The organism is Hymenobacter sp. IS2118 (genome assembly GCF_000715495.1).
GTDB lineage: Bacteria > Bacteroidota > Bacteroidia > Cytophagales > Hymenobacteraceae > Hymenobacter.
On the sequence record NZ_JNLX01000113.1, the window covers coordinates 1 to 13,259 of the forward strand.

Here is a 13,259-nt window from a genome sequence, read left to right on the forward strand (position 1 = left end):
GGGATGGGTTGGCTGTGAAGGTAGGTTTTTTTCTGACGCGCTTCCTCCATGGCTTCCCAGCTGAGTAGGGTTGAAAGTCCTCCCGATAGCAGTTTGCGAGCTTTGTGTTTATGCGGTAATTAGTTGATAAATAATAATGTAGATGGTATGCGCGCCCGCTGCCTAAGTGGTCCTGTCATGCATAGCATGAGAAGGATGAAAGGGATTATGTATTGAGTAGTACGGCCAAAAAAAAGCATTCCGACCGGATGGGTATCCGGTCGGAATGCTGTGGTGGTGCAAGATAAGCGGGCCACTGGGCGGCCTTGCCTACTGCTAGGCCCGCCGCTGGCGGTACGAGTCTACCTGCTGGCGCAACACGGCCAACAGGCTGCCGTAGTGCTGCTGCGCTTCTTTCCGCCGCTCAAGCTTTTGTAGGCTTGAATTAATCAAATCGGAAAAGTCCTCTACGGAATAGCAGCGTTTGGGCGTCGTGGTCACGGGTTCAGCAATAAGTAATGCAGCAGGCCAGCCCTGCTGCTAAGCAGCAACTGTCCGGCTTTGAAACTAAAGTAATAGCTAAAAACGAAAAAGGGGCCGGGCCGGATTCCAGATGCCCCACGGAATCATGAGTAATATGAGTAGCAGGGCAATGCCGAAGTACAGGAAAGCCCGCTTGTGCTTGGCCGTGGAGTCGCTGGTTTTTTTGACTACAATGCGGCCCACTTGCGCCACAATGGCGGCCAGTATCATCACGGCCACGTGCTCCATGCCGAAGAAGCGGGCGGTGGGGTCTTTCATGGCGCCGGCTTGCTTCATGGCGTTCAGGCCCCAGGGGCTGACGCCGAAATACAGGCCGAAGCCAATGAGCACCTGCAGCCAGGTAAAGCCGGAAAAAGCAGCGCTCATGCCGTTGTCGGCCCCCACAAAGGCGCGGCGCCCCGACCAGCCCACGTAGGCGCGGTACACGGCAATAAGACCGAAAATGAGCACGAACCAACGGGACCAGGAATGCAGCAGGAGAAGAGTTTGGTACATAAAAAGGGGAAAAATGAAATAACGAACAACAGCCGACCCACGGGTCGGTTTAGGCTGGCACAGTCATAGCCAGTTGCTTCTTGTCGCGATGCACCACGAACATAATTACGAACAGGGAAACGTAGGGCAGTGCACAACCCACTCCAAACCAGCGCCAGAAAGACCGGCCGTGGCTATTAGCCATAAAGGCCGTCATCAGCGGCATGAAAAAGAGGGGACCCAGAATGGCAATGAGAACTTCAATCATATAGAACAGAGCGGCCCGCGCAACGCAGGCCGGGGCAAAATTACGCCACGCGGTGGGCTGAATGGCGCCGCGCCGGGTTAGTATTTTCGGCGGTTGGGGTCAGCTTTTTCTTCGGCCCACCGGGCGCGGATGGCCACAAAAATGGCCACAAACACGGAGAAGAACGGCAGGAGCAAGCCCAGCGCGTACCAGCGCCAAAATGACCGGCCGTAGCTCGCGGCAATGTACCCCGTGATGGGGGCGAACAGCACCAAAGCGCCCACCATTACTAACGTGAATTCTAAAAAAGACATGTGGGTTATTGAAATCAAACAACTGTTAAAAGGCAGCTGGGTTATCGGTGGTGCGTTATTCAGATGCTGGCCATTCAATAATAACCGACCATCACCACCTAACAACTAAACAAGCCTAGCGGACTTTGCCGCGCTTCACCAGGTAGGCATACAGGACTTTCTCGAACGGTTCGCGCACGTCCACGGGCACGAAATCGATGCGCAGCTGGCCGCAGCGCAGGGCCAGCTCCTGCTCGTAGGCCGTCATGGCCGCGCGGTACTGCTCTTTTATCTGGGAGGGCTGCAGCTTGATTTCAAGGCCCGTTTCGATGTCCTCGAAGATGTAGGGCCGCTCGGAAAAGTCGAAATCGGCCTCCGTGGCCCGGTCCAGCACGTGGAACAGCAGCACCTCGTGGTGCTGGTGCTTGAGGTGCTGCAGCGCCGCCAGGGCCGCTTCCTGCTCGGCGGAGCTGCGGCCCAGCATGTCGCTGAAAATGATGACGAGTGAGCGTTTGGGAATCTGCTGGGCAATGGCGTGGATGGTGCCGGCCACGTTGGTGCCGCGCACGGTTTTGGGGGCGGGCGGGCGCTCCAGCAGCTGCTGTAAGGCCAGCAGCAGGGTGTGGCGGTGGGTGCTGGTGGAACGCACCGGCGTTTGCAGCTCCACGTTTTCGGCAAAGGTGACGAGGCCCACGGCGTCGCGCTGCCGGGTGAGTAGCGTGGTGAGGGCCGCTGTAGCCAAAATGCTGAATTTCAGCTTATCGTGGCCCGGTGCGGGGTAGTACATGCTGGGGCTCACGTCGAGTAGAATGTGGGCGCGCAGGTTGGTTTCTTCCTCGTAGCGCTTCACAAACAGCTTGTCGGTGCGGGCAAACACCTTCCAGTCGATGTGGCGGGTGCTTTCGCCGGGGTTGTAGAGGCGGTGCTCCGAAAACTCCACCGAAAACCCGTGGTATGGCGACTGGTGCAGCCCGGTAATGAAGCCATCGACCAGTTGGCGCGCCAAAAATTCGAGGTTTTCGAAGGAGCGGATGGCGGCGAGGTCGATGGGCATGATGGGAGACAGGAAGGACTTTAAAAATATAAAGAACGGTTGTGGTGCGCTGTTTAACGCATTATGGTCACGAAGGCTAACCAGCTACTGGCGCGGGAAAGTTGCTGCGACTGGCTGAGTAGGTCGTTTCACGGGCCGTGCCCCTTTATTTCTGTAACCCCACCTTTGCAGCGGTGTTTGCCTGTTGTCCGCGTCAGTCGTAAGTTAGGCCTTTCAATCAACCGACCAATTCTATTTCCCACTCATACCCCACCCCAATTCCCGTGGACGACCGTCACGACCAGGAAGAAATTTATTCCCAACGCATAAAAGCCGGCAAGCGCACGTACTTCTTCGACGTGAAAGCCACCCGCGGCCAGGATTACTACCTGACCATCACCGAAAGTAAGCGCCGCCAGAACAGCGACGACTCGGTTTCCTACGAAAAGCACAAAATCTTCCTTTATAAGGAAGACTTCCTGAAATTTGTAGACGCCCTGCAGGACGCCGTTGAATACGTCCGTGAGGAATTGCTGACCCCTGAAGAAGTAGCCGAGCTGGACCGCCCGCGCGAATTCGACGACCGGGACCGGCCCCGCCCTGAGTTCGAGCGCCCTGCCTTCGACCCCAACAAGAGCGAAGAAAACTACTAAGGGCAGCGGTTACTGATTAGTGGTGAACGGTTAGTTCGCTGAGCCGTTTCCGATGGCGCGAATGGGCAATAGTCCGTTCGCGCCATTTTGCGTAGCCGCAAGCCGTACCTTTGCGCCCGAATTGCTCTCAATTCAACCCTCAACATTCAACTCTCAACCCTACATAAATGGGCCTCCGCTGCGGTATCGTCGGCTTGCCGAACGTCGGTAAATCCACTCTTTTCAACGCGCTTTCGAACGCCAAGGCCGAATCGGCCAACTATCCGTTCTGCACCATCGAGCCCAACGTGGGCGTGATTACCGTGCCCGACGAGCGGCTCCAGATTCTGGAAGCCCTCGTGAACCCCAAGCGCGTGCTGCCCACCATCATCGAGTTTGTGGACATTGCCGGCCTCGTGAAAGGCGCCAGCAAGGGCGAAGGCCTGGGCAATAAATTCCTGGCCAACATCCGCGAGGTCGACGCCATCATTCACGTGGTGCGCTGCTTCGACGACCCCAACATCGTGCACGTAGCCGGCGGCGTCGACCCCGTTTTCGACAAAGATGTTATCGATACCGAGCTGCAAATCAAAGATTTGGAGAGTATCGATAAGAAGCTGGTGAAGTCGGAGCGCAGCGCCAAAGCCGGCGATGCCGTGGCCAAGAAGGAAGTAGCCATCCTGCAGCGCTTCAAAGCCGAGCTGGAAGCCGGCCAGAACGCCCGCGCCGTAGTGGCCACCGCCGACGAGCTGGAAGCCGTAGCCGACCTGCAGCTGCTCACCATCAAGCCCGTGATTTACGTGGCCAACGTGGACGAGGCCAGCATTGCCAGCAACGGCAACCACCACGTAACCGCCCTGCGCGAGCACGTGAAAGCCGAAGGTGCCCAGGTGGTACTTGTTTCTGCTGCCATCGAAGCGCAGATTGCCGACATGGAAGACCCCGAAGAAAAGGAAATGTTCCTGGGCGAGTACGGCCTCACCGAGTCGGGCCTGAACAAGCTCATCCGGGCCAGCTACGAGCTGCTCAACCTGATTACTTACTTCACCGCCGGCGTGCAGGAAGTGCGCGCCTGGACCGTGCATCGCGGCGACAAAGCCCCCGCCGCCGCCGGTGTCATTCACTCCGATTTCGAGAAAGGCTTCATCCGCGCCGAGGTAATTAAGCTGGCTGACTACCAGGAGTTCAAGACCGAAGTGAAAATCAAAGAAGCCGGCAAAATGGCCGTGGAAGGCAAAGAATACGTGGTGCAGGACGGCGACATCATGCACTTCCGCTTTAACGTTTAAGTGAGCCGCGAAAGCTCAGGATGATGCTGAGCTCCGTTGCTTAACACAAAAGCGCCCCAGCCGGACTCCGGCTGGGGCGCTTTTGTGTTAAGCAACGGAGCATACATAACCGGACCCTATTTAAGCTGTCATGCTTCGACAAGCGCCGCATGACAAACCAAAGAAACCTAAGCTTCTATACTTGAGTGGTTAACGCCCCACCGATTTATACAACATGCCTTTGCTCAGCCGCGTGGTGCGCTGCATGCCGTTGAGGATGGCTAGTTCTTCGTGGCGGCTGGTAGGCACGCCGTTGGCGGTGAGGGCCTGAGCCAGCGTCTGGCTGCCGGTGGCGGTTTTGATGCGGATTTTCTGCGACTGGCGGTTGAGCTTGCTCGCCTCGGTGAGGCGGGCAAAGCCCTGGGCCACTCGGGCAAAAGTGTTGGAGTAGGTAGAAAACGATGCCGGTGCGGTGAGGCCTACGATGCCGTAGAACGTTTTGCCGTCCTGGATGACGTGGGCCAGCACGGCGGCGCCGGCCTGGTCTTGCTGGGCGGCCTGCTGGCCCTGCATCACTACGGCCGGAAAGCCGTTGACCGTGGTGCGTCGGGCATCAGCCGATTGCAAGCCAATGGCTTTGGCCAGGCCCTGGGCGGCTTCGTCCAGCGAATTGCCGCCGGCGGGAATCAGCACCAGCATGGCTTTGCCGTTGGGCTCGGCCATCTGGAACTGCGAAGGCGAATTCTGCGATTTCCAGCCCGAAGGAATAGGCATCCGGAATTTCAGGTCGGGGTGATAGAATACGCCGCCTTCCACGTAGCCCTGGCGCGGGTCCTCCCCGTAGGGCAGGCCCTCAATCATACGCAGGTAAGAATCGCGGCCCACGGCCAACTGGCGGCCACCGGCGTTTTGCTTGGCCTGCGCGGCCAGGCTTTTCACCGTGGTGTAGCGGTCGGCCGAGTTGGGGTGCGACGACAGGAAGCCGGGCACGCTACCGCCGCCGCTGGCTTGCTCGTTGCGCTGCAAGGTCTGGAAAAAATCAGCCATCTGGCTGGCGTCGTACCCAATTTTAGTGGAATATTTCACGCCCAATTTATCCGACTCCCGCTCGTCGTCGCGGCCGTACTTGAGCATGCCCAAGCCCACACCTTGCTGAATAATGCCGCCGTACTGTTCCGCCAAGCGCGGGGCCACTATCGAGCCCAGGAGCAGGCCGATGCCTGCCACCGTGGAGCGCCGCTGCTGGCTTTGCCCGTGCTTGGCCGTGATGTGGCCCAACTCGTGGCCCAGCACGCCGGCGAACTGCGCCTCGCTGTTGAAGTGCGCCATAATGCCCCGCGTGAAGTACACGTGGCCATCAGGCGTGGCGAAGGCGTTGATAACGGGCGAATCGACGATGGTGAAGCCGTAGTCGCCGGGGCGGTCCGACACCTTATTCATTTGTTGGCCTTTGGTGTCAATCAGGCGCTGCAGCGTGGGGTTGTTGTAGAGCCCGAACTGAGCCAGCACCTGGGGGTCGGGCTTAGGGCCCTGGGTGGGGCTGGTGGGCACGGCGCTGACGAGCGTGAGCGGCAACAGCAGCGCGGCACCGGTACGGAGGAAGGAGAAGTTCATAGGTCAGAAAGAAAGCTGAATGCGCCGCATGAACTGCGACGGCTGGGCTTGAAACGCATTGCCCAAAGCAGGGTTACGGGGCAAGCTCGGGCACACTTAAACCAACATGATGCCAGTTATTTCCCAACCACTTTTATCAGCGAGCCGGCATTTACTTGCTCATTGAGCTGCATGCCGTTGAGGATAGCCAGCTCTTCCAATCGTTTTTCGGGCACGCCGTTGCTGGTGAGAGCTTTGGAAAGCGTACTACGCAGGGCCAGCTTTTTGATGCGAATGCGCTCGGGCTGGCGGTTGAGCTTGCTGGCATCGGTGAGGCGCCGGAAGGCCTGGGCCACGCTGCTGAACTGGCGGGCGTAGTTTGGGAAATCGGCCGGTGGTGCCACACCCAGAATGGCATACAGCGTCTTACCGTCCTGAATAATGTGCCCCAATATGTGCACTCCGGCTACCTGCTGCCCGGTTTGCTGGTCCTGCTGCACCTGGTCGGCCTCAAAAACTACTGCTGGAAAGCCGTTGATGGTGGTGCGCTGCGAAGTACCGGGCTGCAGCTTGAGCTGCTGCACGATGGCTTGGGCCGCTTCCTCCGGCGTATTGCCGGGCGCGGTCATCAGTACCAGCAAGGCCTTGCCGGCCGGGTCGGCCATCTGGAACTGCTGGGGCGTGTTCTGGTGCTTCCAGCCCGCCGGCACTGGTAGTTGGAACTTCAGCTCGGGGTGGTAAAACATGTCATTTTCCACGAAGCCCTGCTTGGGGTCTTCGCCGTACACCATGCCGTCGATGAGGCGCAGGTAAGCGTCGCGGTTGACGGCCAGCTTGGGGTTGCCGTTTTGTTGCTTCCACTTATCGGCCAGCTGGTTCACCGTGTTGTAGCGGTCTTCGGGGTTGGGGTGGGTGGAGAGGAAATCGGGGATGGCTTCGGCCTGCCCTTTCTGCTGCTCGCGGGCCAGGGTCTGGAAGAAGTCGGCCATCTGGCTGGCGTCGTAGCCGATTTTAGACGAGTATTCCACGCCCAGCTCATCGGACTGGCGCTCGTCGTCGCGGCCAAACTTTAGGAACAGCAGCTGCATGCCCTGCATGGCCTGCTCGCCAAACTGCGCCACCTGCGGCGAGGCAATCATGGCGCCCATCAGGCCCACCTGGCCCAGAATGGCCTTAGTTTGCTGCTGGGCCGAATGCCGGGCCGTGACGTGGCCAATTTCGTGGCCCAGCACCCCGGCAAACTGCGCCTCGTTGTTGAAGTGGGCCATGATGCCCCGCGTGAAATACACGTAGCCGCCGGGCACGGCAAAAGCGTTTATCACCGGCGAATCGACCACCTTAAACTGATATTTCAGGGTGGGCCGGTGCGAGATAGCCGCCATTTTCTGCCCCTTCTCGTCGATAAACTTTTGAATTTTCGCGTCAGCGTACAAGCCGAACTGGGCCGTTACGGCCGGGTCCGACTGGGCGCCCATAGCCACTTCCTGGCCTTCAGATACGAGACTGATTTGCCTCTTGCCCGTGACGGGATTCGTGGCGCAGCCATTCAGCAGCAGCAAGGCCGCGGTGCCAACACTCAGCTGAAAACGTGTATTCATAGGAGCTATTTGAAAAGCGTGGGCCGTCTGCGAGCAGCAAAGCGCGGAACATCCGCCGCTTGCCCGCAGCCGGTATGCGCTAACAAACGCAACTGCACGGCGTGGGTTGTTGCTGCCGCTTACTGGCGGTTGTTCATGGTCACGGTTTGGTAGCCGATGAGCAGGTCGGCGCGGGTGCCCGGTGGGCGGTAGTACACCAGCAGGTCGTACTGGTTTTCGGTTTCCTGGTGGCTGCCTTCAAAGTAGACCTCATTGGGCACGCTGCCGCGCGCACCGCCCACCGCAAAGCTGTAGTTGTAGTAGCCTTGCTTGAGCAGGGCGTGGCCGGTATAAAGCTGCTTCGCTTCGTCGTAGGCCAGCTTAAATTCGTCTTTGAGCTGCCAGTCGGTGAGGGCACCGAGCACGTACACGGGCCCGGGCGCCGGCTGTTCGGCTTTGAGCTGGAAGATGACGTCGGCGTAGTCGGCGTTGGTGTCGCCGCGGCCAAACTCGCGGCTTTCGAATACACGCTGGCCGTTGGCGTCCTGGTATTGATTGTAGGCCTGCTTGGCGCGCGTAGCTTCCGGTTGCAAAATGGCGGTCACGGGCGTCGTCTGCGGGTCGAGGCGCAGCACACCGATGCCCGTGGCCTGCACCGAGCGGGTGTCGAAATACCGGTACTCGCTCAGGCCCGGAAAGGCATTCTCGAAACCAAAGTACTGATAGTCGAGCCGGCGCTCGGCATCGCGCACAAAAGTTGGCCGCAGGTTATATTTAGCATTGTCCCAGCGAAAGTTCTGGCGCAGCACCACCTTCACCTCGGCGGCGGGGTTCACCAAATTCACGCTGGGGTAGGCGATGCTGAAATCGAGCTGCTGCAAAGTGTAGCGCTCGGCCCCGCCCACCACAATGCCCGGCTGCAGGGCCACCTGCACCTGGTTCTCATACACTACCAGGCGCCGCGACACCACGGGCACGCCGCCCGCGCTCTGCACCACCAGCAGGTAATTCCCGCTCAGTTTCACCGCCGGCGCCCGCATCCGGTAGTGGAAATAGGGCACGCGGGTATTGATGCCCACGCGGTAATCGGTGATAAGAAACTCGTTTATCTCGCTCAAAAACTGCAGGTCCGTGAGCACGGACTGCTGCCAGTTGGCGTCGCAATGCAGGAGCTTGGCGGTGTAGCGCAAGCTCTGGTCGCCCAGTACATCAAATTCCAGCGTGATGGCCTGGCTGCGGCCCAGCGGCACCACAGGCGGCTGAAATACCTCGTTGGGCTGGCCCGTGGCCACGTAGCACTGCACGCTGCGCACGTCGGGCGAGTAGGTGTTGTCCTGGTAGCGCAGGGTTTTGTCGGCGTAGTACTCCGGCGCCTTTTGCGGACCGGTAGCGGCAGGATTGGTGCTGGTGATGGGCGTGCCCAACGGCACGCAGGCAGTGGCCAGCAGGAGGGAAGTAAAAGCAAGAAAGCGCATGCCGCGAAAGTACGGCCGGGGGCTGAATGGTCACTGTAGCTTTTTGCCTCCTAACGGACTGTTGCCGCTTAGAAGCAGTTGCCTAAGTCTTCAGCCACCAAGCAGAAAAAACGTTCTGCAACTGATTAAAGCTACTTGGTACAGCTAAAACACAGTATATTTGCCTGAAAATTGAATTTATTTCCTGGCTGGTGTCAGAAGTAAGTCTTTGACAACATTCGTGAACTCAATTGTTACATATGAAAAGCAAGATAAACATTAGGGCCAGAATAGCCAATAAATTAAAAAGAATTGCTTTAGAGAATATTGCCGGTATTAAAAATGCCGATATGTATCCGCACACGAAGGACGTGATGCTGGATTTCGACCATATCAAATTATATTATTGGCGTCCGCAGCACACACTTGCTCAAAATTTTGGAGACCATCTGTCAAAGATGATTGTGGCCAGAATTTTAGCTGGGCGGGAGTTGTCATTGGAAGAAGAAACCTCCCAAAAGCACCGTTTGCTTGGTATCGGGTCAATTATACAAGTGGCCGAGGATAATGATGTTGTGTGGGGTTCCGGATTTATCGGATGTCCCGAACAGGATATTAGCAAATTCAAAAAGTTGGATGTACGTGCTGTGCGAGGCCACCTGACTGCTGAATTTTTGCGAGCTCGGGGTATCCAGGTACCCGATATCTACGGCGACCCGGCGCTATTGCTGCCCCATATTTTCCCGAATAAATTCAAGCGAGTAAGCAAAGCAAAATATTCTGTTGTTCCCCACCACGCCGATTACGACAAGTTGTATAAGCAGGATGCAGCCCATACAATTAACCCGATGGGTAGTTGGAATGTAATTATTTCCAAGATTCTGGAGGCTGATTTTATTATTGCAAGCTCACTGCACGGTATTATTATTGCCGAAGCATATGGTATTCCAGCGCGCTATCTGCGTGTTTCCGATAACCAGGCAATATTTAAGTACAACGACTACATGTCAGGAACTGGTCGGGGTGAAATTAAATATGCAACTTCAATAGAAGAAGCATTAGAAATGGGAGGACAGGAACCCATTGAGAATTTTGACCACAAGAAACTATTGGATGCTTTTCCTTTCGATTTGTGGGCAATAAAATAGTCGTTTGACAGTGATGCTACATTTGAAATTTACTTGAGCCAATATTTTTATTCATATGGTATTATGCTGAAGCACATGTTTATTAGTGCCAGCCTGTAATTACTGGTATTCCTGCTTGCAAATGCCCCATCTTAGTAGTTTCGATAAATGAATTTGCCTTTAAATGGTGTCTCGGTTGTGCTATGCTGCTATAATAGTAGTTCCCGTCTTCCTACAACCCTCTTACACCTAGCAAGACAGGAGTTTAATGCTGCCGTACCCTGGGAAGTATTAATAGTTGACAACGGTTCAACCGATAACACTCGCGACCTAGCACTGAGTGAATGGAATAAATACGGTAACGAAGCACCTTTACGTGTAATCGTAGAGCCTATACCCGGCACAGCCGCCGCTCGTGAAACAGGAGTTAAAAAGTCAAAATACGAGTTTATACTCTACTGTGACGATGATAATTGGTTGTGCCCCAGTTACGTAGAGAATGCTTACGAGGTGATGATGAGCAATCAGACCATATCGGCTTTGGGTGGGCAAGGGCAGGCAGTATGCGAGGTAGAGCCTCCAGTATGGTTTGAGGAATTCAAAAGCAATTATGCAACAGGTCCTCAAGGCCGCCCTGGAGTTGCCAGTGAGATATCTGTCCAACGTGGATTTGTTTACACTGCGGGCGCGGTATTTCGGAAAGCCAGTATAGAAAAACTGTGGCAACAGAGTTACAAGGGTGTTTGTGAAGGCCGAACGGGTAAAAATCTGGATGGTTCAGAAGACGTGGAGCTTTGCCATAATATTATTTTAAATGGCGGACACATATACTACGACGAAAGGCTGTTATTCAAGCATTTCATGACAAAGCCGCGCTTGAACTGGCCTTACTACAAAAAAATGGTAAGAGGGTTTGGGAGAGGTTTTAGTCTCGTAATGCCTTACAAACTACTGCTAAGCAAACAGAATGACCGTTTTGCAATGGGCATTTCATGGCTTTATATTACGGCCGCTTATCTAATTACAAAAAGTATATTTATTGAAATACCAAAATCGTTATTCAATAACAATTATAAGTCGGCAAGGGCCGGTCTAGAACAAAGCATGAGTTTTTTAGGGGCAGTATTTTCAAATCACGCCACTATTGTAAGATTGTACAAATCCTTGGTAGTCGCTCCCTGGATAGTTGCGGAATACAAGCCATTGAGCAAAAGTTAAGCAACGCGCAAACCGTAAGAGCCTGTTAAAATTTACGAATCAGGTGTCGAATGCTGGACAAATACAAGGTGGCCTCAGCGCTGGTGGATTCGCATTCGAAGTCGCGGCTCAATCGTCGGTCCCACTGTAACCAACTGATGGAGCGCTCGACGACCCAGCGGGTGGGTTGCGAGGTAAAGCCGCCGCAGCCGCTCAGGCCGGGGGCTGTTTCGAGCCGCCAGCCGCAGTTGGCCTGGGTCCACTCAGCCAATGGGCGGCCATCGTAGCCGGCGTCGGTGAGCACGAGTTGCAGCCGTTTAAAGCCTTGTTGACGAAGTTTTTACAGCACCGCCCGTCCCCCTATGCGGTCGTTTTCGTTGGCTGGCCCCACGTGGGCGGCCAGCAACCGACCACCCGTGTCCACGGCGAGTTGGCGCTTGCGGCCCTGTACCTGTTTGTGGCCGTCAAAGCCTTTGGCGAGCACGCCGCGCTCGCTGCTTTTAATGGACTGCGCGTCCACGATGGCTACGCTCGGACTGGGCTAGCGCGAAGGAGCCGACTGCTGGCGGTCCTGTTCGACTAGCATTTTATTCAGGCGCGCCCAGCGTCCATCGGCTTGCCAGCGGCGGAAGTAATAAAAGCAAATCGGGTAAGGCGGGAAGTCGTTGGGCAGCAAACGCCATTGGCACCCGCTCTTGGTTAAATAGAGCAAGGCGTTGAGAATGAGGCGTAACGAATACTTGCGGCGGCGGGCAACGGGCAAGGCGTTTTGCATAACTTGCCACTGGAAATCAGTCAGGTCCGTTTCGTACATCTTTGGTCGGATGAGGAAATTAGGAAAACCTGGCTGGTTTCTTATTGTCTAACAGCTACTTATGAATTTTAATAGGCTCTGAAGCAAAATACGTCGATGGGCAAGTCGCCTACGAAAACCATCGATACGCAGGCCAATCATTTCTTCTCTTCCATCCTGGCCTACATCAAGTTAGAGAAGACAGTCCGACAATTAGGCATCGGTCATTTTCGCCTCAAAGCCCAATTTTGTTTGCGCGGACTCAAAGCTATGCCCTACGCGTTAACCAAAATGGCTGCGTAACATCAATTAATAATACCTCAATAACTTGACTTTGACACACGACTTAGAGCCTATCCGAAAAATAGGAGGGAGTGTCGCCAGACGGTGTTTGCGCAAGCCAGGTGGAGGAGGGCTTCGTAGTTGGCGACTTTCTTTTCCCAGCGGATGAGCAGGCGGCGGAAACGGTGGAACCAGGCGTGGGTGCGCTCGACGACCCAGCGACGGGCGCGGTAGCCGGGGGTGCGGCATTTGTCGGCTTCCTCTCCCCGGCTCAGGATGTGCACCCGGTAGCCCCACTGGGCCAGTAGGCGCCGAATGGCCTCGGCGTCGTAGCCCTTGTCGGCGCAGAAACCGGGGGCGAAATCGCCTTCGGCCGGTGGGGGCAGCACGGGCATCGAATCGAGTACGGCCTGTACTTGCGTCACTTCGTGGACGTTGGCTCCGGTCACGGCCACGCCGACGGGCAAGCCCTGAGCCTCGGTCAGCACGTGGCGTTTGACGCCGCCCTTGCCCCGGTCCGTCGGGTTGGGGCCGACGGCCTCGCCGCCAAGCGGGGCCTTGGTCTGGCAGGCATCCAGACACTGCCAGTCCCAATCCAGGCGGCCTTCGGCCTGTAACTGCACCAAGCCGCTGGTCCAAAGCCGCTTAAAAACGCCAGCCTGGGCCCACTGCTGGAACCGGTCATGGACCGTGGAGGTTGCCCCCAAGCACCGCGGCAAGGCCTTCCACTGCATCCCCGTAACCAAAATATAGTAGATGGCAAAAAA

General features: G+C 56.2%; 15 protein-coding genes and 1 pseudogene. 4 read left to right on the top strand and 12 right to left on the bottom strand.

Annotation, left to right across the window (positions count from 1 at the left end):
- Positions 1-315 precede the first annotated feature (315 nt).
- The 5 genes from GM79_RS25425 to GM79_RS09735 all read right to left on the bottom strand — a co-directional run bounded on the left by GM79_RS25425 (position 316) and on the right by GM79_RS09735 (position 2,590).
- The gene (locus GM79_RS25425; RefSeq protein WP_161787153.1) at positions 316-480 is read right to left on the bottom strand and encodes a hypothetical protein; all 165 of its coding nucleotides are present in this window, start codon (positions 478-480) and stop codon (positions 316-318) included.
- A gap of 78 nt (positions 481-558) precedes the next feature.
- Positions 559-1,017: a hypothetical protein gene (locus GM79_RS09720; RefSeq protein ID WP_035562944.1), complete on the bottom strand. Its 459-nt coding sequence runs from the start codon at positions 1,015-1,017 to the stop codon at positions 559-561.
- A gap of 49 nt (positions 1,018-1,066) precedes the next feature.
- On the bottom strand, positions 1,067-1,264 hold the full coding sequence (locus GM79_RS09725; RefSeq protein WP_035562947.1) for a hypothetical protein: 198 nt from the start codon (positions 1,262-1,264) through the stop codon (positions 1,067-1,069).
- A 77-nt stretch (positions 1,265-1,341) separates the two neighbouring features.
- Complete coding sequence (locus GM79_RS25775; RefSeq protein WP_035562950.1) at positions 1,342-1,557, bottom strand: hypothetical protein; 216 nt, start codon at positions 1,555-1,557, stop codon at positions 1,342-1,344.
- Positions 1,558-1,672: 115 nt separating this feature from the next.
- The gene (locus tag GM79_RS09735) at positions 1,673-2,590 is read right to left on the bottom strand and encodes a DUF58 domain-containing protein (RefSeq protein WP_035562952.1); all 918 of its coding nucleotides are present in this window, start codon (positions 2,588-2,590) and stop codon (positions 1,673-1,675) included.
- 263 nt (positions 2,591-2,853) lie between these two features.
- Here GM79_RS09735 and GM79_RS09740 point away from each other — a divergent pair, with 263 nt between their 5' ends.
- Together GM79_RS09740 and ychF are read left to right on the top strand one after the other, a co-directional pair.
- Positions 2,854-3,222: a DUF3276 family protein gene (locus GM79_RS09740; protein ID WP_035562955.1), complete on the top strand. Its 369-nt coding sequence runs from the start codon at positions 2,854-2,856 to the stop codon at positions 3,220-3,222.
- Positions 3,223-3,389: 167 nt separating this feature from the next.
- Positions 3,390-4,490 (top strand): redox-regulated ATPase YchF, encoded by a 1,101-nt coding sequence (gene ychF, locus GM79_RS09745; RefSeq protein ID WP_035562959.1) that lies wholly within the window; start codon positions 3,390-3,392, stop codon positions 4,488-4,490.
- A 189-nt stretch (positions 4,491-4,679) separates the two neighbouring features.
- On the opposite strand, the gene GM79_RS09750 is transcribed toward ychF, so the two are convergent.
- The 3 genes from GM79_RS09750 to GM79_RS09760 all read right to left on the bottom strand — a co-directional run bounded on the left by GM79_RS09750 (position 4,680) and on the right by GM79_RS09760 (position 9,114).
- A complete protein-coding gene (locus GM79_RS09750; protein WP_081867664.1) occupies positions 4,680-6,083 on the bottom strand; it encodes a M48 family metalloprotease in 1,404 nt (467 codons plus the stop codon).
- A 116-nt stretch (positions 6,084-6,199) separates the two neighbouring features.
- Positions 6,200-7,660 (bottom strand): M48 family metalloprotease, encoded by a 1,461-nt coding sequence (locus GM79_RS09755; RefSeq protein WP_035562961.1) that lies wholly within the window; start codon positions 7,658-7,660, stop codon positions 6,200-6,202.
- Positions 7,661-7,779: 119 nt separating this feature from the next.
- Positions 7,780-9,114 (bottom strand): DUF5103 domain-containing protein, encoded by a 1,335-nt coding sequence (locus GM79_RS09760; protein WP_051718709.1) that lies wholly within the window; start codon positions 9,112-9,114, stop codon positions 7,780-7,782.
- Between the two features lie 239 nt (positions 9,115-9,353).
- On the opposite strand from GM79_RS09760, the gene GM79_RS09765 reads away from it, so the two are divergent.
- Both GM79_RS09765 and GM79_RS23745 read left to right on the top strand, forming a co-directional pair.
- Positions 9,354-10,241, top strand: a complete 888-nt coding sequence (locus GM79_RS09765; protein ID WP_051718710.1) for a polysaccharide pyruvyl transferase family protein — start codon at positions 9,354-9,356, stop codon at positions 10,239-10,241.
- A gap of 147 nt (positions 10,242-10,388) precedes the next feature.
- Complete coding sequence (locus GM79_RS23745) at positions 10,389-11,438, top strand: glycosyltransferase (RefSeq protein ID WP_072008582.1); 1,050 nt, start codon at positions 10,389-10,391, stop codon at positions 11,436-11,438.
- 25 nt (positions 11,439-11,463) lie between these two features.
- Here GM79_RS23745 and GM79_RS24255 read toward each other — a convergent pair whose 3' ends face one another.
- The 4 genes and pseudogenes from GM79_RS24255 to GM79_RS09785 form a co-directional block, all read right to left on the bottom strand.
- Positions 11,464-11,721 (bottom strand): transposase, encoded by a 258-nt coding sequence (locus GM79_RS24255; protein WP_051718711.1) that lies wholly within the window; start codon positions 11,719-11,721, stop codon positions 11,464-11,466.
- Positions 11,722-11,757: 36 nt separating this feature from the next.
- Positions 11,758-11,943, bottom strand: a pseudogene (locus tag GM79_RS24260) (transposase); the annotation flags it as partial.
- A 15-nt stretch (positions 11,944-11,958) separates the two neighbouring features.
- On the bottom strand, positions 11,959-12,231 hold the full coding sequence (locus tag GM79_RS24265; RefSeq protein WP_051718713.1) for a transposase: 273 nt from the start codon (positions 12,229-12,231) through the stop codon (positions 11,959-11,961).
- 332 nt (positions 12,232-12,563) lie between these two features.
- A partial coding sequence (locus GM79_RS09785) for an IS5 family transposase (RefSeq protein WP_035561153.1) occupies positions 12,564-13,259 on the bottom strand: 696 nt, incomplete at its 5' end.